Annotated in this window: 16 protein-coding genes and 1 pseudogene; 3 read left to right on the plus strand and 14 right to left on the minus strand. The window is 64.5% G+C overall.

The window, feature by feature from the left end; genetic code table 11:
• Positions 1-9 precede the first annotated feature (9 nt).
• A complete protein-coding gene (locus V6S67_RS17725; protein ID WP_334211653.1) occupies positions 10-420 on the minus strand; it encodes a four-helix bundle copper-binding protein in 411 nt (136 codons plus the stop codon).
• Positions 421-587: 167 nt separating this feature from the next.
• Positions 588-998 carry a hypothetical protein gene (locus V6S67_RS17730; protein WP_334211654.1) on the minus strand — a complete coding sequence of 137 codons (411 nt, stop codon included), beginning with the start codon at positions 996-998 and terminating at the stop codon, positions 588-590.
• 598 nt (positions 999-1,596) lie between these two features.
• On the opposite strand from V6S67_RS17730, the gene V6S67_RS17735 reads away from it, so the two are divergent.
• Positions 1,597-3,111 (plus strand): ParB/RepB/Spo0J family partition protein, encoded by a 1,515-nt coding sequence (locus V6S67_RS17735; protein WP_334211655.1) that lies wholly within the window; start codon positions 1,597-1,599, stop codon positions 3,109-3,111.
• A gap of 328 nt (positions 3,112-3,439) precedes the next feature.
• Here the strand turns inward: V6S67_RS17735 and V6S67_RS17740 are convergent, their stop codons facing one another.
• Entirely contained in the window at positions 3,440-3,868 is a 429-nt protein-coding gene (locus V6S67_RS17740) for a hypothetical protein (RefSeq protein WP_334211656.1), read from the minus strand.
• 532 nt (positions 3,869-4,400) lie between these two features.
• Between V6S67_RS17740 and mobF the strand changes: the two genes are divergently transcribed.
• Positions 4,401-9,203 (plus strand): MobF family relaxase, encoded by a 4,803-nt coding sequence (gene mobF / locus V6S67_RS17745; RefSeq protein ID WP_334211657.1) that lies wholly within the window; start codon positions 4,401-4,403, stop codon positions 9,201-9,203.
• A 53-nt stretch (positions 9,204-9,256) separates the two neighbouring features.
• Here mobF and V6S67_RS17750 read toward each other — a convergent pair whose 3' ends face one another.
• Together V6S67_RS17750 and V6S67_RS17755 are read right to left on the minus strand one after the other, a co-directional pair.
• Entirely contained in the window at positions 9,257-10,324 is a 1,068-nt protein-coding gene (locus V6S67_RS17750; RefSeq protein ID WP_334211658.1) for a hypothetical protein, read from the minus strand.
• A 101-nt stretch (positions 10,325-10,425) separates the two neighbouring features.
• Positions 10,426-11,328 (minus strand): hypothetical protein, encoded by a 903-nt coding sequence (locus V6S67_RS17755; RefSeq protein ID WP_334211659.1) that lies wholly within the window; start codon positions 11,326-11,328, stop codon positions 10,426-10,428.
• 938 nt (positions 11,329-12,266) lie between these two features.
• On the opposite strand from V6S67_RS17755, the gene V6S67_RS17760 reads away from it, so the two are divergent.
• Positions 12,267-13,307: a PDDEXK nuclease domain-containing protein gene (locus tag V6S67_RS17760; RefSeq protein ID WP_334211660.1), complete on the plus strand. Its 1,041-nt coding sequence runs from the start codon at positions 12,267-12,269 to the stop codon at positions 13,305-13,307.
• A gap of 200 nt (positions 13,308-13,507) precedes the next feature.
• Here the strand turns inward: V6S67_RS17760 and tatC are convergent, their stop codons facing one another.
• The 9 genes and pseudogenes from tatC to V6S67_RS17805 form a co-directional block, all read right to left on the minus strand.
• On the minus strand, positions 13,508-14,293 hold the full coding sequence (gene tatC / locus V6S67_RS17765; RefSeq protein WP_307086696.1) for a twin-arginine translocase subunit TatC: 786 nt from the start codon (positions 14,291-14,293) through the stop codon (positions 13,508-13,510).
• A 267-nt stretch (positions 14,294-14,560) separates the two neighbouring features.
• Positions 14,561-14,761, minus strand: a pseudogene (gene tatA, locus V6S67_RS17770) (Sec-independent protein translocase subunit TatA); the annotation flags it as partial.
• Positions 14,758-15,117: a Sec-independent protein translocase TatB gene (locus tag V6S67_RS17775; protein WP_334211661.1), complete on the minus strand. Its 360-nt coding sequence runs from the start codon at positions 15,115-15,117 to the stop codon at positions 14,758-14,760. The gene V6S67_RS17775 and the pseudogene tatA, both read right to left, overlap by 4 nt.
• Before the next feature lie 76 nt (positions 15,118-15,193).
• Positions 15,194-16,126: an alpha/beta hydrolase gene (locus V6S67_RS17780; RefSeq protein ID WP_334211662.1), complete on the minus strand. Its 933-nt coding sequence runs from the start codon at positions 16,124-16,126 to the stop codon at positions 15,194-15,196.
• On the minus strand, positions 16,123-16,797 hold the full coding sequence (locus V6S67_RS17785) for an N-acetylmannosamine-6-phosphate 2-epimerase (protein ID WP_334211663.1): 675 nt from the start codon (positions 16,795-16,797) through the stop codon (positions 16,123-16,125). Before V6S67_RS17785 ends, V6S67_RS17780 begins: the two co-directional genes overlap by 4 nt.
• Positions 16,784-17,746: an ROK family protein gene (locus V6S67_RS17790; RefSeq protein WP_334211664.1), complete on the minus strand. Its 963-nt coding sequence runs from the start codon at positions 17,744-17,746 to the stop codon at positions 16,784-16,786. Before V6S67_RS17790 ends, V6S67_RS17785 begins: the two co-directional genes overlap by 14 nt.
• A gap of 5 nt (positions 17,747-17,751) precedes the next feature.
• Positions 17,752-18,672: a dihydrodipicolinate synthase family protein gene (locus tag V6S67_RS17795; RefSeq protein ID WP_334211814.1), complete on the minus strand. Its 921-nt coding sequence runs from the start codon at positions 18,670-18,672 to the stop codon at positions 17,752-17,754.
• Positions 18,673-18,704: 32 nt separating this feature from the next.
• Complete coding sequence (locus V6S67_RS17800; RefSeq protein WP_334211665.1) at positions 18,705-19,505, minus strand: ATP-binding cassette domain-containing protein; 801 nt, start codon at positions 19,503-19,505, stop codon at positions 18,705-18,707.
• A complete protein-coding gene (locus V6S67_RS17805) occupies positions 19,502-21,637 on the minus strand; it encodes a dipeptide/oligopeptide/nickel ABC transporter permease/ATP-binding protein (RefSeq protein WP_334211666.1) in 2,136 nt (711 codons plus the stop codon). Before V6S67_RS17805 ends, V6S67_RS17800 begins: the two co-directional genes overlap by 4 nt.

A 21,637-nucleotide genomic window follows, 5' to 3' on the forward strand; every position in this document is an offset into this window, starting at 1 on the left:
AAGGATGGGTTAGCCCAGTGTGGCCAGCAGCTCGTCGCAGGCCTTTTCGCAGCGGCGGCATGCTTCGGCGCAGACCCGGCAGTGATCGTGCATTTCGGCGTGCCGTTCACACTCATCACCGCAGGCCTTGCACGCTGTACGGCAGGCCTCCAGGACTGCGCGGGTGAGGTTCGCGTCGTACCCGGTGTGGCGGGACAGGGCCTTGCCGGTGGTCGCGCAAATATCAGCACAGTCCAGGTTGGTGCGGATGCACGTTGTCAGCTCCGCGACCATGTCCTCGCTCAGGCAGGCATCAGCACAGGCAGTGCACGTCTGCGCGCATTCAAAGCAGGCCTCGATACACTCCGCCAGTTTGTCCTTATCCACTCCGCCCAGGTCCTTGGGGTAGGTGTCGAGCATCGACTTCACATGGTGTGTCATTTGGTTCTCCTGATTCAGGGTGCGACTGATCCACGTCAGCCGCTGGTTGGATCGCTTATCACTGGCATGCCCGGGCACGTTCCGGAAGCCCGGATGCCGACCAAGTCGGCAGGAAGCAACGCGATGGCACGCCCAGAAAAAGCCAGGGCGCACACCGAAGGAGAAATTTATGTGCGACTAATCGAAAGGGCCGTCAGCGACGGCTTGAGGTGGTCGCGTTTTTCCAGCGCCGGATCGAACAACCAGGGAGGCAGACGGCCATCGTCAGTCCGTGTTGGTGCAGCTCCCGCAGGCAACGCATCCGTCTGCCCGTCAGGCAGGGCCCGCTGGGATGCGACTGTTGCTGGCGCGGTGCTGACCTGCTGATGACAGCACGCATGGACGGAGGATGACTCCTGCGCGCCGGAAGCAGGGGTCATGTCGTCAGAGTTGGTGGTGGTCTGGCCCGGGGAATCCATGCCGACCATCGCAGCCATCATCCCAGCAGAATCGCGATGTTCCATCTGAAGGCACAGTGCGGCAGCCGCCGACGTTGTGAACGACACCAGCAGCGAAAAACCCAGCAGTACCCGCACCACCAGTCGTAAGGTGGTGACCGTCCTACCTCCTGCTGGTCCTAAGATCGTGACTCCTCCGCCCGGCTCAACGGTTCACAAACCACCATAGTGAACACTAAGCATGCTGACCAGCAACACTTCTTCGGGCTGCTGACACCCGCCGGTAGCCTGAAGACTCTGGGTTCCGGCCTCGCCCAGCAGGCGCCCAGGCTTACTGCACGGGCCTCGCTTCGCTCGGGCTGTAGAAGCCATCTTTCTGTTTTGCTGCTGTCCTGACGGATCGTACGTGTCCGCTCCGACCTGTCTAGCCCCTCCTTCGTCGGGGCCTGCGGTGCAGAAAATGTCCCTGCGGCGCTCCTTCGTCGCTGATTTCCTCCGAGAATTCCCCGCCCCTTGCCCTCACGGGCAGACAAGCCTCCGTCGGCCACAGCTCCGCAAGCTCCGCCAGCAGCCAAAACAACGGGGAAGAGGGGAAGCTGGCCGGTCATCAAAGCCGCCGGTCCGCGCCCGACCCCTTTGCCAGCCGCTTGACAGACATAGAAGCGTCGGGGAAGGGCCACCACAGTCCCGCTGGCACACCACAGGCCCGGACCCACACCTACCAAGAAGGAACACAACCATGTCTGTTCTGGAACAGATCAACCCAGCCACCCTCACCATCGACGTGAACGTGCGCGCCGAAGCGAACCTCGACAAGGCGTTCCTGTCCTCCATCAAGGAGCACGGCGTCATTCAGCCCGTCGTCGCTCACCGCATCGAGGACGGCACCGTGCACGTCCTATACGGGCAGCGGCGCACCCTCGCCGCCGTGGAGAACAACCTCGACACCATCCCGGTGTACGTGGTCGATTCCCTCACCGAAGCCGAGCGGCTCGCCAAGCAGATCGTGGAAAACGACCAGCGCCGCGAACTGACGGACAACGACCGCGCCGAAGCCTTCCACCAGCTGTCCCTGCTCGGTGTGTCAGCGACGCAGATCGCCCGCAAGACCGGGGCGAGGAAGGCCACCGTGGACGCGGCCCTGAAAGTGCGCTCCGACGACACCGCGACCGCGTTCCTCGCCGCAGGGATGACGCTGGACATGGCAGCAGTAATCGAGGAATTCGCCGGAGACACCGACGCAATCGAGAAGCTGGAAGCCGCTGCGAAGCAGGCCCCGCAGAGCTTCGACCACACCGCGCAGCGCATCCGCGACGACCGGAAGCGGGAAGCCGCAGGCGCGGCAGCCAAGGCCGAAGCCGAAGCCGCAGGTCTGGCAATCATCGAGGACTCAGCGTTCACACACTACGACTACAAGGGTCCGATTGCTGACATCACCGACCTGCGCACCAAGACCGGGGAGCGGCTGACAGTCGAGGACGCGAACGCCGCCTACGTCCGGTGGACCTACTCAGGACTCGCGACGGCCTACGTCAACACCGATTGGAAGGCAGCAGGGTTCGTGAAGCCGGGCGCACCCCGGGCCGGGAAGATGACCGAGGAGGAAAAAGCCGAACGCCGAACCGTGATCGAGAACAACAAGGCGTGGGACGCCGCTGAGGTGGTCCGCATCGAATTCGTGAAGGGACTGCTCAAAGGCAAGACACCCCCGAAGAACGCGCTCCGATTCATCGCGCAGGCCATGGCCTCCCACTCCAATACCGTGGCGAAGGGACTGAACGACGAGAGCGATTTCTCCGCCGAACTGCTGACCGGCAAGACGACGGAGACTCGTTTCGGTGGGAACCGGGAACTGGTGAAGATCGCCAGCCGCCCGACCGCCCGGCATGAAACGAACGTCCTTGCCATGGTTCTCGCCGGTTTCGAGAAAGGCACCTACCGCCAGTCATGGCGCGACGGCGGGGCCAGCACGAAGTTCTACCTGACCCAGCTCGCTACATGGGGATATAACCTCAGTGACGTGGAACGCCTGATCACTCACCCCGCCCCCAAGGTTGCACCCGAAGCCGCACCCGAAGAGGCTCCCGCCCCCGAGGTCACGCCTGAGGACGTTGCTGAGGACGGCGCGAGTGGAGCAGACACCGAGCAGGCCGACCCCGAGGATGCCGACACCGCCGACGAAGCGGAAGCCTTCGAGGAAATTCGCACCACGGAAGAGGAAATGATCGCGGAAGAGTTCGCCACCGCCGAGTAGCACCGGGCACCGGTGGTGCAGGGAGATAGACGTCCCTGCACCACCGGCCCGGGCCACGGGGAAGAACCGAGCGGTCAGCTCACCACAGGTGGGCGGGGCGGTTCGCCGCCGCTACGCGAACCTCGAGCTGTGGTCACCGGCGCCGAACCGCCGTCCTCGCACCCACGCTCACTGAGGCTCAGGTGCCGCGCACCAGGTACGCGCGCCTTGGCCGCGCTGCACACCGACACGACCAGAAGAAAGGACTACGCAGATGCGTCGCCCACAGAAGAGGGGGCCGACACAGTCGGCCCCCTCACTTCGTGCTGCCCGTTAGAGCGGCGCCCGTTTAGGCGGCCTTCGTCTCGGCGGCAACCTGGTCTGCGACGTCGTCCGCTGTTGCCGCCAGCGCAGGCTCGGTCCGCGCTTCGCCGGACGGTGAGCTGGTGTCGGCCCCTTCCAGGGCCCGCTTCATTTCGGCGGTACTGAGCCCGAGTCGAGCGGCGACCGCGGCCCGGCTCTCGCCGGTGTCGAGCATCTGCTGCACCTTCGCGCCAGCTTCTTTCGCGGCCGCCTCGGCGTCCTGCTCGGCTTTCGCCAGGATTGCATCGGCACGCTCCTGCGCCTCGGCGCGTATCTGCTCGGCCTGCTGCTCCTGCTCGAAGAACTCCGCCGCCAGGTCAATCAACCGCTCGTGCCGCTCGGTCAGCTCCTGAGCCTTCGCCCTCGCCTTTTCCCGTGCCGCTACCTGCTGCGCTGACTTCCTCGGTGCTGCCATGATGACTCGTCCCCTTCACTCATCCTGCGTTTCATACGCGCCCCGGTCGCGACTTGCGAACCGACGCACTCTCCTTGCCAAACCTAACGGTTAGCGCCCGCCCACCACGGGCCGACCTCGACCGATCACCGACCATGCCCGACGTCACCGCCGGCGCCCGTGAGATACCCATGCGGACCTCGCTGACGCTCGGACTGGATCCAACGGACGTTGACCACACGTGGACAGCTCCGAGATATCCCAACGTCTCTTTGCTGCCCACCTGGTGGATAACGTCCGTTAGCGGTTCCACACAATCGAACGATCCGTGGATAACGAAAATCGTGTTACCCACCGCTCATTCTCATGTGCACAACCGCATCGAGATTCGATGGACCAATCGTACTGGTTTCCACGGCGCGTAATCTTGGTTTCCTCCTTCGTCGTCACCATGCGATTTCACACACTTCCAACCAGCACAATCTGTCACACCTTATGCATCCTGATGAGTGAGGTCGACCGCGCGCCGATTTTGCGCGAGAATGAGCCGGTGATGACCGTCCATAAGCTCAGTGCTGGGGACGGCTACGCCTACTACACTTCTGAGGTCGCCAGCGCCGACGAGCTCCGAGCGGGCGACCGTGAGCTGGGGGACTACTACACCGTTGAGGGCATGCCACCGGGCCAGTGGGTCGGACACTCCGAACAGCTGCTGGGGGTCTCCGGTGAGGTCAGCGAAACTCAAATGAAAGCCCTGTTCGGTGAGGGCATGCACCCTGAAGCCGCGAGCATCCTCGCCGCCGGGGGCATGACCGCGCAGATCAAACTGGGTCAGAAGTACCACCAGTACGGAGCTGCCAATACGGAGATGACCCGCCGGATCGACGAGGAAGTGGCCCGATTCCGGCGCACCAACGGACCCGCGTGGAGCGGCCCGGAGAACGCCGAGAAGGTTCTGCCGACCGAGGTCATGCACGAGATTCGGTTCCGGGTGGGCGGCGAGATGTTCCGGGCGTCACACGGTCGGAACTCCCGCAGCAACGAGGAGCTGGCACGGTATGTGACTGCGCAGACCACCCCCTCGAAACAGACCGTCGCCGGGTATGACCTGGTGTTCTCGCCCGCCAAATCGGTGTCCCTGCTGTGGGCACTCGGTGGCGACGAAGCCCGGAAGGCCATCGAGACCGCACACAACGAAGCGATCGCCGAGACGATCACTTTCCTCGAGAAGAACGCCACCTACACGCGCCGTGGGAAGAACGGGGTCCGTCAGATCGACGTCGACGGCGGGCTGGTCGCCACCCAGTTCCGGCACTACGACTCCCGCGCCGGGGACCCCCAGCTGCACGACCATGTCGTCATCGCCAACAAGGTGCGAGGCGACGACGGGAAGTGGTCCTCCCTCGACGGACGCACCCTCTACAAGATGAACGTCGCCGCGTCAGAAACCTACAACGCGAAGGTCATCGAGAAGGTCTGTGCGTCCCTCGGCGTCAGCACAGTGGCCCGCACAGCCGGTGGCGGAGAACCCATCTACGAGGTCGCCGGCATCGACCTGGACACCATTCACCGGGCATCCTCACGACGGTCAGACATCGCCAGAACCATCGGCAGACTGGAAGCCGAGTTCGCCGACAAGCACGGGTACGCGCCCAGCGACAAGCAGAAGATCGCCCTCGCGCAGCAAGCCACTCTGGAGACAAGGCCGGAGAAGAAGAGTGCCCGCCGTCTGTCGGAGCTGGTCGAGGAATGGCAGCAGGACTACAGCTCGAGCACGAACATGCCGGTCGGACCTGACCTGCTCGAGCACGTCCGCAACGCGAGCACAGGAACGCCCGTAGGTGCACTGGTCAACGACCTCGACGTCCACGAACACGCACGCCTGGTTGTCCACGAGCTGGCCGCGAAGCGTGCCGTCTGGGGACGGAACCACGTCATCGCCCAGACCCGCAGGCACCTCAAAGAAGCCTTCCCCGGACAGACCATCACCGACGAGACCGTGGAGAACGTCACCCGGGAAGCCACCGGGACGCACAGCCTCCAGGTCACCCCGGACACGATTACACCGAAGCTGGCCGAGTTCCTACGCGCCGACGGCACGAGTCAGTTCCAGCAGGCCGACGTCACCCTGTTCACCTCGCAGGAGGTGTTGAACGCCGAGCACCGGGTCCTGGCTGCAGGACAGAAGATCGTCATCCCGGCCGTGTCAGCTGAACGCTTCGACACTCTGTTGTCACAGCACGTCGAGGCCGCCGCCGCCAACGGGGCGCCAGTGTTGTCGCAGGGTCAGATCGACCTCGCACGCGCCTTCGCGACCGACGAGAAGCTGCTGACCCTCGGCATCGGACCCGCCGGCGCGGGCAAGACCACGAGCCTGTCCCTGGCCGCTGACGCCGTCCGTGACAGCGGCGGGAAGGTCATCGGACTCGCACCCACCGCAGCGGCCGCCGCCGTGATGTCCAAGGACATCGGAGCGGACGCGACAACGATCGACGCGTTCCTCATCTCCCACCGAAACCAGCAGGGCCAGCAGAACCAGCAAAACAGTATGGCCAAGGACGGCCACGACAACGGCGGGTCCACCTTCGCTCTCGGTGCCGGAGACGTGATCATCGTCGATGAGGCAGGGATGGTCACCACGCCGAAACTCGCCGAGGTCGTCGCGGTCGCCGCGCGCAACGGTGCCGTGGTGCGTGCAATAGGTGATGACCGGCAGCTCGGAGCCATCGGCTCCGGCGGCGCGCTGCGCCTGCTCAACAACGAGGTCGGAGCAGTCCGCCTCGAGGAGGTCCACCGCTTCCACACCGAAGGCGAAGCGGAGGCTTCCCTGGCCCTCCGGGAACCGGCAACCGTCGGAGCTGACACCCCCTTCCGCTGGTACGTCGAGAACCAGCGTGTCACTGCTGGCACCACCGAAGCCATGACCCAGGATGCTTTCACCGCGTGGATGACCGACACCGCAGCAGGTAAGACGTCGCTGATGATCGCCACCGACAATGCCACCGTCACGGACCTCAACGCCCGCGCCCAAGCCGCCCGCATCGCTACAGGTGACCTCACTGACGGGGCAGGCCCGATCACGGAAGCGACGCCATCCGTGGTCCTCCGCGATGGGCTCCGTGCCTACCCCGGCGACACCGTCGTCACCCGCAGGAACGACCGGACGTTGCAGCTCAACCAGGGCAAGGACTTCGTCAAAAACAACGACGTCTGGACCGTGGAACATGTCACCGCCAACCCCACCACCGACCACGCAGCAGCACAGCCGGAGACACAGGACCGGCAGCGGGTGACCCTCCGTCACACTGGCCACCGGGGACGTATCACTGTCGACGCCGACTACCTGAACGAGCTCGGACAGCTCGGCTACGCCGCGACCGTGCACCGCGCCCAGGGCGCCACCGTGGACACCGCACACGCGATCCTCGACGAGCGGACCGACCGCGCCGGCGCCTACGTCGCCGCCACCCGCGGACGCGAGACGAACAAGCTTTACGTCGCTCTCGGCGACGACAACGACCAGACCGTCACCCGCGACAGCGTCCTCGCGTCGATCACCGCAAACTACGACCGGACCCTGTCCGCCCACGAAACAGTCCGCGCCGAAGCCGTCCGCACCGGTGACGTCGCCACCGTCGCCGGCGTCTACAACGAGGTCGAAGCAGCAGCATGGACCGCGAAGACCCGGGGTATCGCGCAGGACGTCATGGGGCAGGAAGCCGCCGCTGCATTCACCTCGCACGAGTCATGGGGCGCCGTTGCCACGCACCTGCGGCGGGCTGAGAACGAGGGCCTGGACGCGTCTACGGTCCTCGCTCAGGCGTACCGGGAACGAGGGTTCGCAGGCGCCGACGACGCAACCGCCGTCCTCGCTTTCCGCGTGGAGAATCGGATCGACACCGCGCAGCAGATCCGGGCGAACACCGGACAGCGGCAGCTCGGTGCCCTCACCGACGATCACCTCGACCGCCTCGCGCAGCAGGCCGAGAAGCACGCCGAGGGCGCTGCCGCCGGTCAGCTCCGCCGGACACCCGGTGAAGCTCACATGGACACCGAATGGGCTGCCCGGCCGTTCGCGCTCCTGTACACCAGCAGACTCACCGAGACACGCGACAACGTTGCGGAACGGTTGCAGTCCCTCGACCCGACCGCCTCAATCAGTGCCGCGACGAGGAAAGAGCAGTGGATGGTGAAGACCATGACCCTCGAGCTCGAGCGCAGGCAGGATCTCTCCCCGACGCAGACAGCGATCGAACGCACCGCCCGTGGTGAGGATCCCCGCAGCGCCCACCAGGTCACGATCGCCGAGGCAATCCGCCAGGAGCGCCAGCTACGCGAGGCCGGCATCCCCAGCACCAGCAGTCGGACGGTCACCAGTGCCGGCGGCGCAGGGTTCGACCGGTCCACCATCAGCGAGGACCTCGCACCGTCCGTGCTCCTGCAGGACGCACGGGTGCCGGTCGAGTACAGGGATGAACTTGACCGGCTTCGGGCACACCTCGGACAGCGGGTCGCTGTACGCGGCGCGCAACTCGCCGAGGAACAACCGGCGTGGGCGGCCGCACTCGGACCGGTGCCGGCGAAGGAGTCCAAGGCCGCCGAATGGCATGGCATCGCGGCCGAGACCGAGGCGTATCGGAACCGGTACAACATCGGGACTCGCGAGACGGCGATGATCCCGAAGCAGTACCAGGACGACCCTGTCGCGCAGCGGTTGGTCGAGCGTGCCACGGCTCTGCACAAGCACAGCGCCCTCACACAGGTCCCGCCGCGCAGCGCCGCCCAGGTGCAGCAGACAACCGACGAAGCAGCGATCACCGACCGCATGACCGCGAATCAGGCCGCAGCGCGCAGGGCTATCGAACGCCTCCAGGCCGAACGTGCCGCTGCCAGCGACCCGCTGCCGGCACCGCAGCAGCGCGAAGCGCGCATCGTCGGCGCCCTACAGTCCACTGACTTTGTGCCGGCCGCTGTGCAGTCCGCGGCGACACCTGAGGTGCAGCCGCAACGCTCCGCGACGGAAGAGGCCGCGATCGCACGCGCGATCGCACGGCATCGGGCAGTTGCGGAGAAGTCCGCAGGGACGTCGTCCTCCGACACGTCCGGATCCGGCGAGGCAACCGGGCGGTCAACGAGCTCCCAGAAGAAGGAGAGCGCCGCGAGTCAGGAAAAGGGTGGCACCGCACAGGATGCAGCGCGGAAGAAAGAAAGGAGTCAGCGGCAAACCGAGTTGATTCAGAGCAGGAAAGCTACCGCCTCCGAGCGTCAGGCCCGGGAAGCGGCATCAGGCAAGAACGATTCCGCTGCCGCGAAGCATCGAGCTGAGCAGGCAAAAAACAGCGGCCGGTCACTGTAGCCGTAAGGAAAGGCTCAGGGACTCCGGCCGAAATCGCGATCACGCACGAAGCGCTAGTCCGAGATGACAGCTGACGGTGCGGCATTGTCCGGAGCGAAGACTGCGTATACGTTGCATTTGCCTTCCGAGCAGTGGTACATCCATGACGGGTCGAAGTTCTTGTATCGGCGGACAAAACCCTTAGTAGCCTGATCGCTGTTGAAGTAGCGCTTGTAGGTTTTGTTGTGCGAGCAAATGGGTGTATCCGAGCCGTCGTCGAAGTTGTCGTACCCGCCGCGGGAATCTCCGACTTTGCGGTGGTACCGGCTCTCTCCCGGCTTCAGGTCCCGGGATGCCCTCGGGCCGGAGTCGTCCTCCGCCTTAAAGTTGCTGAGTTCCGCGGCAAGCTGCTGGAAGACCTGGCCGTACGTCTGCGTACGTGCGTCGACCGATACCGATTCGGGCACTTTGCCGTCTTCGCCCTGCGGGAGCTTCCCCGAATACGGGTCGAGGGTGAACAACCGCATCAGCTTCCGAGGAATACCTTTCGGGATGTTCGTTCCCTTGTCGAAGACCACCCTTCCGTCGAACGCCTCCGTCAGAAGACGAATGTCTTCCTTCCAGTGCTTCGGCGCATCCTTTGTCGAGAGGTCAAGCAAGTCCCCGAGCACCAATACTGTGTGCGGGAACGAGCGCTTCGAGCGATTCGCTCCGAGACCACGCACCAAGTTGATGTAGTGCACCATTAGGTCACCGATGTCCGCGCTCTCCTCCATGTCGAGGATGTGGCAGGACAAAGTGAACTCAGCCACCGCAGCGCAAACCGCGACCCCACCAGTAGGGTGATGACGTTTGCGGACCGTCGTCCGCAGCGATACCAATATCTCCACAGGCCGGCCGGCGGCCTCGTCACGGCGGATGACAACCGCCTGCACCACCTCCACGTGATCTTTTGACCCGGCGGACAGAGCCAACGACGGCGCACTGAGGACTTCAGCGACAGCGGCCCGTGCGTCGGAGCGGTCTAGCCCCTCTGCGTCCAACGCGCCAGCGGCCTTCTCGACCATCTCCTCCACGAACGCGTAGCTGGAACGTACCTCAAGCGCGTCCCGTAGTAGTGTCGTCGGCCGTCGCTCTGCCACCCACGCATCCAGAACGCCCTGCGGTGAGCTGGGAAGCTCATGCAGGGTGAGGAACGTGAGCGCACCGACAACAGGGTGCGCAGAGGAAGCGGCCATCCGCGTTACAACTCCAGCAAGTACGCGGCGGGAATCTGAAGCTGGGAGAGCTCCGCGAGGCTCATCTTGTCGATCACGGCATGCAGGCGAACGCGCAGCTGCGCGATTTCCACGTTGGCGGTTTCCGCATTAGTGGGGCTTGCCGTTTCTCCCGCTGATACCAGTACAGGCTCCAACGACAGAGTGCGAGGTGCTGGGGTGCGAGGCGCCCTATCGAGGATGGTCATCGGCGGGAGCTTCGATTCCGCAGCCCACTCAGCGGCGTGTTCCGTCACCTTCTCACGCAGCCGAGTCCGCCACGCTACATCGAGGTCGACCGCGCCGAGTGCACGCTTGAACGCGCCCGGCGCAGTTTCTTTCAGCGATTCCAATAGCACGTGCTGCTTCTTCTTGGACTGATCGTTCGCGAAATCGACCATCCACTCCAGCTGCCGCTGCATGGGCACCGGGTCAATCTTCACGAACTTCTCCGGCGTCACTTCCCAGAGGGGAGTGCCCGTGTCGTCGGTGGGAACGAAGATGGCGCGGCGGTTGCGTCGATCCCAGTAGCGTAAGCCGTTGTCCCAGGTCACCAGAGTTGTCCACAGGTCCGAACGCAACCAGCCCTGCTCCACGGGCCGCTTCTCTGACACAGCGGTCGTGGGAATGATGTGAGGGTGGCCGTCGACGGTCACGAGTTCGAAGCGGCCCGCATCATGGCCGGCTCGAAGAAGCTCGATGAACTTCTTATAGCCGAACGAGCGTTCGGTGAAGTTGGGGTAGGTGAGAGTCAGAACGCTTTTCGCGCGCGGCCCATATAGCACATGGCCAGCCGCGGCCGAGGATCGCGCTGCCTCCTGAAGGACGTCGAAGACCTCAGTGAGGTCAGGTGTCGGAGTCGATACAGTGTCAGTCAAGTTGATCTCCACGGTTGCATGGAAATAGCCCTCGCGAAGCCGCGAAGGCTATTCCAAAGATCGTGAGATCGTCCACGAATGATGCAGTTGACCCCGCCGACTGTCGCCGAAGCTCCAGAAGGCCCCCTTAGGTTCGCGGACATCGGGTTGACTAGTCGTCCGATGTCCGGCAAGAAGACTTTGGCTAGGATTCGTTTCCAACCATGTCGACTCACCTGAGGTCTGCCAAACCCTCCTGTGAGGGCTGACGATCTGTATTTACTTTCGGGTGGAGAACTGGTGTGTCCACCTGCATCTAGATTATAGACGAGCCACGAGCTCAGTCAAATTCATCCTGATTCCGGAAGTTGCCGGGCGTTGCCACAGAGGTGGTGGCCTGCAGAGGGGCAGGCAATCGACCTGACTTAGCCCGTCGACGCCTCGACCAGAAAGCCACAGTTGACTGTGCAGGCGATGCCCGTCGAACTGGAACGCCGCCCGGATCTCTACCCGACGCAGGCCGCGGTCGAGCGCACAGCACGCGGGGAGGATCCCCGCACCACCCACCAGGTCATCATCGGTGAAGCAGTCCGGCACCAGCAGCAAATCCGCTCCGTCGCACTGCCACAGGCCGATGGACCGATCACGCCTCCGGCGGCCGTCGGACGGTCAGCGACGACCTCGCATGGTCCATGCTCCTGAGCGACGAGCTGGTGCTGCCAGTGCAGTCACTCGTGCGTGCACTTGGGCTGGGGCCTGCTTTGGGGTCAACCTGCTAATGAAGTGGTAGTGCTTTGGTAGGGGAGCGGTACCAAAGTCCGTAGCAGTCGTTTGCCCCCTGGCGAGCTACGCAACCCTGTAAGTTCGGTACTTCCGGCCCTCACGATGGCGTGAGTAAGAATGTTTACTGCGGTGCAACGTTCCTCTGAGCCTGATCACTCGGTCCTGCTGATGCTGGAAGGATGATGCTCATGACTTCTGCCGACGTTGCCCTGCCAGATGAGTACGGATCGACGCTGCGGGCTTTGAAGGAACGCGTGCGAGGCGCACGCCAGAAGGCTCACCGGGCCGTGAACACCGAGCTGATCAGCCTGTACTGGCACTTGGGCCACGAGATCTTGGTTCGGCGCGAGCGACAGGGCTGGGGCGCCGGTGTCATGAAGAGGCTGGCGGAGGACCTGCGTGCAGAGTTCCCGGACATGACCGGTCTGTCGCGCAGCAACCTGCAGTACATGCGGGCCTTCGCGGCGGCGTGGGAGGAGGAAGCAATTGTCCAACAGCCTGTTGGACAATTGCCGTGGGGCCACGTCGTCACTTTGCTCGACAAGCTCGATGGGCCTGATGCGCGTAACTGGTATGCCGCGGCGGCCGTGCAGTACGGATGGTCGAGAAACGTCCTGGCGAACATGATCATGAACAAGTCGATGGAGCGTACTGGAACCGCGCCATCGAACTTCACGCGCAGCCTGCCTGCGCCCGACTCCGAGCTGGCCCAGCAGACAGCCAAGGACCCCTATGCGTTCGAGTTCCTCGGCCTCTCCGGTGAAGTAGCTGAGCGCGACCTCGAACAAGCACTCATGGATCGCATCGTCGACACACTCCGGGAGCTCGGTCCCGGCTTCGCCTTCGTCGGCCGGCAGGTGCACCTCGAAGTCGAAGGCGACGACTTCTACATAGACCTGCTGTTCTTCCACGTCGAGCAACTGCGCTACTTCGTCATCGAGCTCAAGACTGGTAAGTTCCTGCCCGAGTACGCTGGCAAGCTCAACTTCTATGTTGCCCTCGTTGACGACAAGCTCCGCCGCGAAGCACACAACGACACGGTCGGCATCCTGATCTGCGGCAGCAAGAACGATCACACCGTTCGATACGCCCTCGGAAGGTCGGAGTCGCCGATGGCCGTGTCGACCTACACATACGAGAGCCTGCCACCCGCGGAGCAACGCGCCTTGCCTGCTGCTGATGACCTCACTGCAGCCTTCGACCAGATCAGCTCGAACGGCAGCGAGTAGGGGTATTCGTCAACATAGGTTGACATAACAGTCGTTATCGGCGATTGCTCGAATAGGACGCGAGCGGGCTTAATTCCCTGCCACATGCAGCGGGGCGCGGGTTGCATGGGCGATTCAGTGCCCCTCGCTTTTTGCGACCGGCTGCACATGGCGGGGAGCATTACATCGGCTTGTCCATTAGAGGCCGGCCAGGGGTGAGGCTAGAGGGCGTCCAGAGGTGAGGCGGTGTCGGCGCCGGCCTCGACGGCCGCCTCCCGGGCGGCGTTGCGCCGGGCGCGCCGCCGGTCGTTGAGCAGGCACAGCCCGATGGCGACGAAGAACAGCAGCAGCAGCGGCACGGCGAGGTAGAACATGCTCAGCGCGTCCCCTCCGGGCGCGGCCATCGCGGCGAACAGGCACACCAGGAACACGGTGATCCGCCAGGCCTTGAGGATCTGCTTCCCGGACACCAGGCCCACCATGTTCAGGCCCACGAGGATCACGGGCAGCAGGAACGCGATGCCGAACGCGAGCATGAGCCGCAGGACGAAGGTGAAGTACACGGAGACGCTGATGTAGTTGGAGAAGTCCTCGGGCGTGAACTCCGTCAGGACCCGCACCGCGTTGGGCAGGATCAGCCAGGCCAGGGTGATGCCGCCGAGGAACAGGGGGAAGGCGACGGCGATGAACGCCAGCGCGATCCGGCGTTCCTTGGTCTTCAGCCCCGGGGTGATGAACGCCCACAACTGGTACAGCCACACGGGGCTGGAGAGCACCAGGCCTAGGAAGACCGAGACCTGGATGAGCAGGTCGAACGGCGAGGCGGCGCTGTCGAAGTTCAGCGACGCGGTCCTGCCCTCCTGGGCGTTGATCGCGATGATCGGCGCGGCCAGTGCCCGCAGGACGGGCTCGTAGACGAAGAACCCGGCCACCGTGCCGAGGATGACGGCGATCGCCGACTTGAAGAGCCGGTTGCGGGCCTCGCGGAGGTGCTCCTTGAGGGCCATCCGCCCCTCGGGGTTGGCCTTCCTGCCGCGCGGGCGGCCCTTTGCTGGTGACACCGGGACGTGTCCGACCTACTGGCCGGCGGCGGGGGAACTGCCCTGCTGCGACGGGCCTGCCTGGGTGCCTTCGGTGCGGCCCTCGGCCGCGTGGTGCGGTGCCTGCTGGCCGTACTGCTGGCCGGGCTGGGCCGGGTGCTGCACGGGCTGGCCCGGGTGCTGCACGGGCGTCTGGTAGGTCGGGGTGTAGGTCTGCGCGTTGGCCGGTGGAGCGGGGTTGCTGACGACCCGGCCCTCCACGGGATCCGTCCCGGCGTCCGGGGTGTTGTTCTCGTCCTTCATCTGCTTCACCTCGGACTTGAAGATCCGCAGGGACTGACCGACGCTGCGCGCCAGGCCCGGCAGCTTCGGAGCGCCGAACAGAACGATCGCAAGAACGATGATGATGACGATGTGCCAGCCTTCGAGCCTCATGACGGTAAGCCTTTCGTTGGGTGCTGCAGTGTTGTGTGAGGAGTCTGGTGCGGTACCGGGCTGGCAGACGCTGCAACCGGTGCGGCGCTGATATCACCGGGCAGATCCTCGAGGAGTGCGTCCTTGATGATGGTGCGGGGGTCGTACCGACGCGGGTCGAGGGTCCGCCAATCGATGTCCGCGATCTCGTCGCCGAGCTCCTCGGTCAGTTGGTTTTTGGCGCCCGTGGCCAGTGCCCGGAGGTTCCGAACGAGGGTCGCCAGGTTGGAGGCGTAGGAGGGCAGCTTGTCCGGTCCCAGGATGAGGACGACGAGCAAGCCGAGGATGAGAGCCTCAAGGCCGTTGATTCCGATCACACCGGCGCTCCGTCCGGACCCAGCTCCGACGGCCACCGCCGGTGACACGGCTCGGGCGGCGCGGCTAGCTTCCTGTTCAGCATGACGGGTGCAGCGCTTTGGTCAGGGCCCTGTTCCGGTCGGTAAGGGTTTGAGCGCCAAGGGAGGAGGTGGGGCAGTTCAGTTCGTACCCGTGGTAAGCGCCTGGGTAGACATGAAGTTCGGTCGGTACTCCGGCGTTGCTGAGCCGGGTGGCGTAATTGATGTCCTCATCGCGGAAAAGGTCGAGGTCCCCTACCTGAATGAGCGTCGGTGGCAGAGCGGCAAGGTCTTCTGCGGCCGCCGGGGCAGCATAGATGGGCGGGGAAGGTTGACCGGCGCCGAGGTAGCACTGCCATGCGAACTGGCTGTGGGCACGGTTCCAGGTGGGTATGTCATGGAACTCGCGTGATGAATTGGAGGTGTGGGTGTGATCGAGCATCGGGTACATCAGGTATTGGAAAGCGATGCGCGGTCCGCCGTTGTCTCGGTTGAGCAAGGTCAGCCCCGCGGCTAATCCTCCTCCGGCGCTCGATCCTGCTACGGCTACCCGGTGAGGATCGATGGACAGGACCTCCGCTGAAGCGAAGAGCCACTGCAGGCCTGCGTGGACGTCATCCAAGGGGGCCGGAAATGGATGTTCCGGGGACAGCCGGTAGTCCACGGCAACAACGACGGCACCGGTTTCCCCGCTCAGGACCGTGCAGTAAGGGGTGTCATGGTCGACGCTTCCGGCGATCATCCCACCGCCATGGATCCAGTAGATCGCGGGGTGGGGGCCTGCGCCGGCGGGAGTAAAGACCCGCAGTCTCAGCCCGTCGGTAATCCGGTCCTGGAAGGTCACGCCTGAGCAGTCTGCGTACGTGGTGTCCGCGGTGGTCTTGCTGCGGAATGAGTGCAGCTCGTCGATGGTGGTCGGCGGTGGGAAGGCCTCGGAGAAGTCCAGGCCCGGCAGGAGCTCCGGGTCGACGCGGTCAATGAAAGATTTCATGGTGCCAGCGCCGCGGCGAACCAGCTGGTGATTGTGGTGGGGTGTGTGATCGCGGTACCGACGACGACGGCAAACGCGCCTGCCTCCAGCGCCGATTTGCCTTGGGCGGGTGTGTGGATGCGGCCCTCCGCGATCAAGGGGGCATTCAGCTCGCGGGCTGCGATCTCGCGGATGAGTTCAAGATCGGGCCCGGATGTCTTCGGCCGTTCCCCGGTGTAGCCGGCGAGGGTGGTACCGATAAGGTCGGCGCCTGCTTCGACGGCAGCTATGGCATCGGCGACCGAACCGCAGTCGGCCATGACGAGAGCGTTGGACGTCTCGTGGACACCGGTGATGGTGTCCTTCAGCGATAGTCCGTCAGGACGTGGTCGCCTCGTACCGTCCAGGGCGACGATGTGGGCTCCGGCGTGGGCGCACGCGAGGGCATGATGCAGGGTGGGGGTGATGAAAACGCCTTCGTGGCCGTCCTTCCAGAGCCCGATGATGGGAACTTCGACGGCCGACCGGACGGCTTGGATGTCCCCCAGCCCTTGGACGCGGACCGCTGCTGCGCCGCCGATGACAGCTGATTGGGCTACCTGCGCGGTCGTCCGAGGGTCGCGCATCGGCTCCCCGGGGTAAGCCTGGCAGGACACGATCAGGGAGGAGCGGAGGCTTTCAGGCGTGAACATGCTGTCCTTCCGGAGTGGAAACAAGCTCTAACGCCTTCCGCGCGGCGCCCCGGATGGCTGCGGTTGCACCGAGCTGCGCCGGGACGATCGGCAGGTCTGTGAGGGGAAACAGAAGCTCCTCGCGTGCGGCGTCTTCCATGGCGTCCCACCAGAGGGGGCCGGCCGAGGCAAGCCCTCCTCCGACCACCACGATGTGCGGATCGAAGATATTGGCGAGACCGCCGATGGCCTGACCGGCTGCTGTTGCCCCGCGCTCAAGGGCAGCCGCGGCGAGTGGATCTCCCGCAACTGCCAGGCGGTAGACCCCGCGCGTGTCTGTGGCCAGTTCTCCCCCCATCCGCCGGAAGGCCGAGTAGATGGCCGGACCGGAGGCGATCGCCTCAACATGTCCTGCTCCCCCGCAGCTGCAGCGGAGCGGTTCACCGTTCTCGTAGGCGTGGGGGGAGGCGAAGTGGCCGACGTGACCGGCAGTGTTTGTCGCGCCTTGCAAGCATTCGCCGTGCAGGACATAGCTGCCGCCCACGCCGGTGCCCATACCGATGAACAGGACGCTACTGGTGCCCGCGCCTGCGCCGAGCCAGCTCTCGCCCAGCGCATGGGCGTGCACATCGTTGATCGCCGTGCTCCGCAAACCGGTTCTGTCGGTCAGTTCAGCGGTGAGCTGCGTTCCGGCCCAACCCTGGATTGCTTCCGTTGCGGAGATCACGACGCCACGAACGGAGTCGATGACTCCGGCCGCGCCGACACCGAGTGCTTGAACGACGAGATCCTGCTGCTCGGCCTCATCCCGCAGAGATGCGACCAGCGCTGTTATCGCGTCAAGAACAGCGTGGGCTCCGTTCTGCGACGGAGTGCCAACGGTGCGGTGGAAGGTTGCGGTGCCGGTGGCGTCGACGACCGCCCCTGCGATCTTCGTTCCACCCACGTCGAGGCCGATGACATGTGGCATCGGGATCAGAGCAGACCGTTGTGCTCAAGGACAAGGCGGATGGCGCGCGTCTCGTTGTCATTGAGTTGTGCCATGGGCGCGGACATCAGGTTTGTGTCGATGACGCCCAGGAGCATCAGTGCAGTCTTGAACGCGCCCAGACCGCCGGCACCGGGTGAGACCCGCCCTGGAGTTGGCGTGTAAACGATGTTGAACAGGTTGGCGAGCCGGTCCTGTTCACGGGCCGCTGCCGCATAGTCGCCCCGCTGGGTTGCCCCATACAGTGCCGCGTACGCTGCCGGGTCGACATTGCCCAGGCCCGGCACGACGCCGTGCGCCCCGCTGAGGAGCGCCCCGTCGACAACGACCTCATGTCCGGTGAACACCGCGAAGTCCGCTATGTCCTTGGTCGCCAAGAGGAGTTGACGGAACGCGACGTCGTCCCCCGAGGAGTCCTTCACGCCTGCCAGGACGCCGTCCTGTGCAAGGGTGACCAGCATGTCCAGTGGCAGCTTGAAGTGGGTGCGGACGGGGACGTCATAGGCGAACAGGGGCACGTCGAATGCGGCGTGCAGGGCGCGGAAATGGGTGTCCGTTTCGCGTGCGTCGGAGATGGCGTAGAACTGCGACGTGGCGACGATGGCGTCGGCGCCGAGGCCGATCAGACGCCGTCCTTCATCGATGACCCGTGCTGTCGTCTGCTCGTTGGCACCGGCGATTAGAGGTACGGCGCCGGCGTTCACGCCGGCGATGGTCCGCACGACGGTGTCGCGTTCGTCGTTGGTGAGGTAGGGCACCTCGGCCGAGGACCCGAGCACGAAGAGCCCTGCGACGCCTCCCTCGAGCAGATATTTGGTGAGCCGCTCCAGGGAGGCGGTGTCGATTGCACCGTCCTTGGTGCGGGGAGTGACGACCGGTGGGATGACACCGTGGAAGCGGGACTTCAGTGCATTAGGCAAAGGATTCTCCAGTACGTGAGTTAGATGTGCAGAAGACTTGGAGCTGCTCCGAGGAGGCTCTTTGTGTAGTCATTGGTGGGGTGTTCGAAGACCTCGCGGGCGGGGCCTTGCTCGACGATGCGGCCGAAGTACATGACGCAGATGCGGTCCGAGACGTACCGGACGGTCTGGATGTCGTGGGAGATGAAGACCATGCCGAGGTTGAGGTCCTTCTTCAAATCGGCCAGGAGGTTGAGGACCTGGGCGCGCACGGACACGTCCAGTGCCGAGGTCGGTTCATCGGCGACGATGACGGACGGGTCCAGACTGAGGGCGCGGGCAATCGCGACTCTCTGGCGTTGCCCTCCGGAAACCTGGTGAGGGGTGACCTCTGCGGCGGACTGGGGTAGCCCGACGAGGTGCAGGAGATCCTTCACCTTCGCGTCGCGGGATTGCTGGTCACCGATCCCGTGGACCTGCAGCGGGTCCGTGAGGATGTCGTGGATGGTCATCCTCGGGTTGAGGGCGGTGGATGGGTCCTGGAAGACCACGCCGACGTCGCGGCCGAAGAGTTTCTTCGATGCGGATGCTCGGGTGTTGACCTTCGTCCCCCGGAAGAGGACTTCACCGGAGGTGGGCTCCTGCAACCCGACCAGGACGGATGCGAGGGTTGATTTGCCGCAGCCGGACTCCCCGACGATGCCGACCGTCTCTCCACGGCTGATGGTGAAATCGATGCCGTCGACCGCTTTGACGATGTTGGGGCGGAACAGGGATCCCGAGCGGGCGCGGTGGTGAACCCTGATGTCCGTCAGTTCAAGCACTGGGGTGGTGTCGGTCATGACTGGTGCCTCGCTGTCGTGCTGGTGTCGACGAGTACGTCCTGATGATGTGTCTCATGGCTCGCCCAGAAATGGTCTGTATCGCCCACGCGGACGAAGTCGAGGACCTGGTTGGGGTCGGCATCGGGGCGCAGAGAACGCTCGGCGAAGCGGTCGCCAGGCGCGAAGTCTTTCGGCGATGGGACGGTGCCCTGGATTTGATGCAGGCGTTCGGCGCCTGCTTCGATGGAGAGAACCGCGCCCAGCAAACCTCTGGTGTATTCATGTCGGGGGTTGGACAGCAGCTCGGGTACGTCCCCGGACTCCACGACCTGCCCGGCATACATGACTGTCACCCGGTGGGCGAGGGATGCGACCAGGGCCAGATCATGGCTGACGAACACCATCGCGAAACCGAGCTGTTCCCGCAGTTCGTTGAGCAGGTCGACAACCTGCTTCTGGACAGTGACGTCCAGGGCGGTCGTCGGCTCGTCCGCGACCACGATCTTCGGTGAGCGGGAGAGCGCCATCGCGATGAGCACGCGCTGGCGTTGCCCGCCGGAGAGTTCATGCGGGTAGCTCTTGAGGGTGCGGTCCGGGTCGAGTTTGACGAGTTCCAGGAGCTCCCGGGGGCTCTTGCGGCCATTGCGCTGCGTGAGCTGGCGCATCTGGTCCTTGATGAGCATGGAGGGGTTCAGCGAACTGAGGGCATCCTGGTACACCATGGCGATCTGCTCACCGCGCAGGCCCTTGTAGAGGCGGTCGCGGTCCCTGGGATCGTTGGTCAGCAGCTCTTTGCCGTTGAACGTGATCGATCCCGAGAGTTGGGCGGTGCGCGGCAGAAGCCCCATGATGGCCAGCGAGGTGATCGACTTTCCGCAGCCCGATTCTCCAACGAGGCCCATGGTCTCGCCCTCCCGCACGGTGAAGCTCACCCGGTCCACGATCGCGGTGTCCCCATACCGCTCCGGGAAGCGGATCGAGAGGTCTTTGACCTCCAGGATGACGGGAGCGGTGTCGGCGACAGCGGGCAGACGGTCGGTCCGCCGCGCTTCAACGGCGGCGAGCATGTCCAGTTCCACGGCGAGAGCTTCCAGGGAACCGGGTGTGTGCACATTCGCCCCAGCTGCCGAGCCGATCACGGACACATTGTCGGACCTTGGATCGCCGTCCATCTGGGTCAGCGACGTGCCGGTGGCATCGAGGGCGGAGGGCTGGGCTGCTGTGGCGACGGCTTGGATTGCGGCAGGCGCCGGAGCGTTGTTCCGGCGGCGCTTGGAGGTACCGGGGTTGACCATCGCATCGGTGAGCCCCTCGGCCAGGATGTTCAGGGCGAGAACGGTCAACAGGATCGTGATGCCACCGAAGGTGGTGGGCCACCAGGCTCCACTGAAGACGACATTGCGTCCGTCCGACATGACATTGCCCCAGGAGGCAGCCGGCTGCTGGACGCCTGCTCCGAGGAAGGACAGGGATGCTTCGAGGATGATCGCGTCGGCGACCATGACGGTGGCGAAGACGAGGATCGGCGCGGCGCAGTTCCGTGCAATGTGTTTGAGCAGGATGTAAGTGCGTCCCGCTCCGATGACGCGCTCGGCGCGGACGTAGTCCTCGCCGTATTGAGCGAGGACGTTCGCGCGTACAACCCGCGCCAACTGTGGGGTGTAAACAATGGCGATCGCGAGGATGATGACCGGGACGGTGGAGCCGAACAAATTGAGGGAGTGCTCCCGCAGTGCGAACAGCAGTGCCGCGGCCAGTGCGATGCCCGGGAAGGCCATCATGATGTCCAGGATCCGCATCACAGTTTCACTGACGAATTTCCGTGACGTGGCCGCGATAGCCCCAAGGATGGCTCCCAGGATGAGGGCCAGGGCCACAGCGCCCAGGCCGATCGAGATGGATACACGCGCGCCGAAGAGCATCCGGGAGAGGACGTCATAGCTCGACCCGTCGGTGCCGAAGGGGTGCTCACCGCTTGGCGCCAGCACGGGAGCTGTTGACTCGTTCTCCCCGTAGGGAGCTAGGTATGGGCCGATGATGGCGATCAGCACGATGAAGGCAAGGAATCCGAGCGCGAGCCTGGAGGTGAGGTTCAGTGCGGTGAAGCGGGCCCCGGTGGTGCTGAGTCGATCGGCTAGTCCGTTGCGCAT

Source organism: Arthrobacter sp. Soc17.1.1.1, assembly GCF_036867195.1.
GTDB lineage: Bacteria > Actinomycetota > Actinomycetes > Actinomycetales > Micrococcaceae > Arthrobacter_D.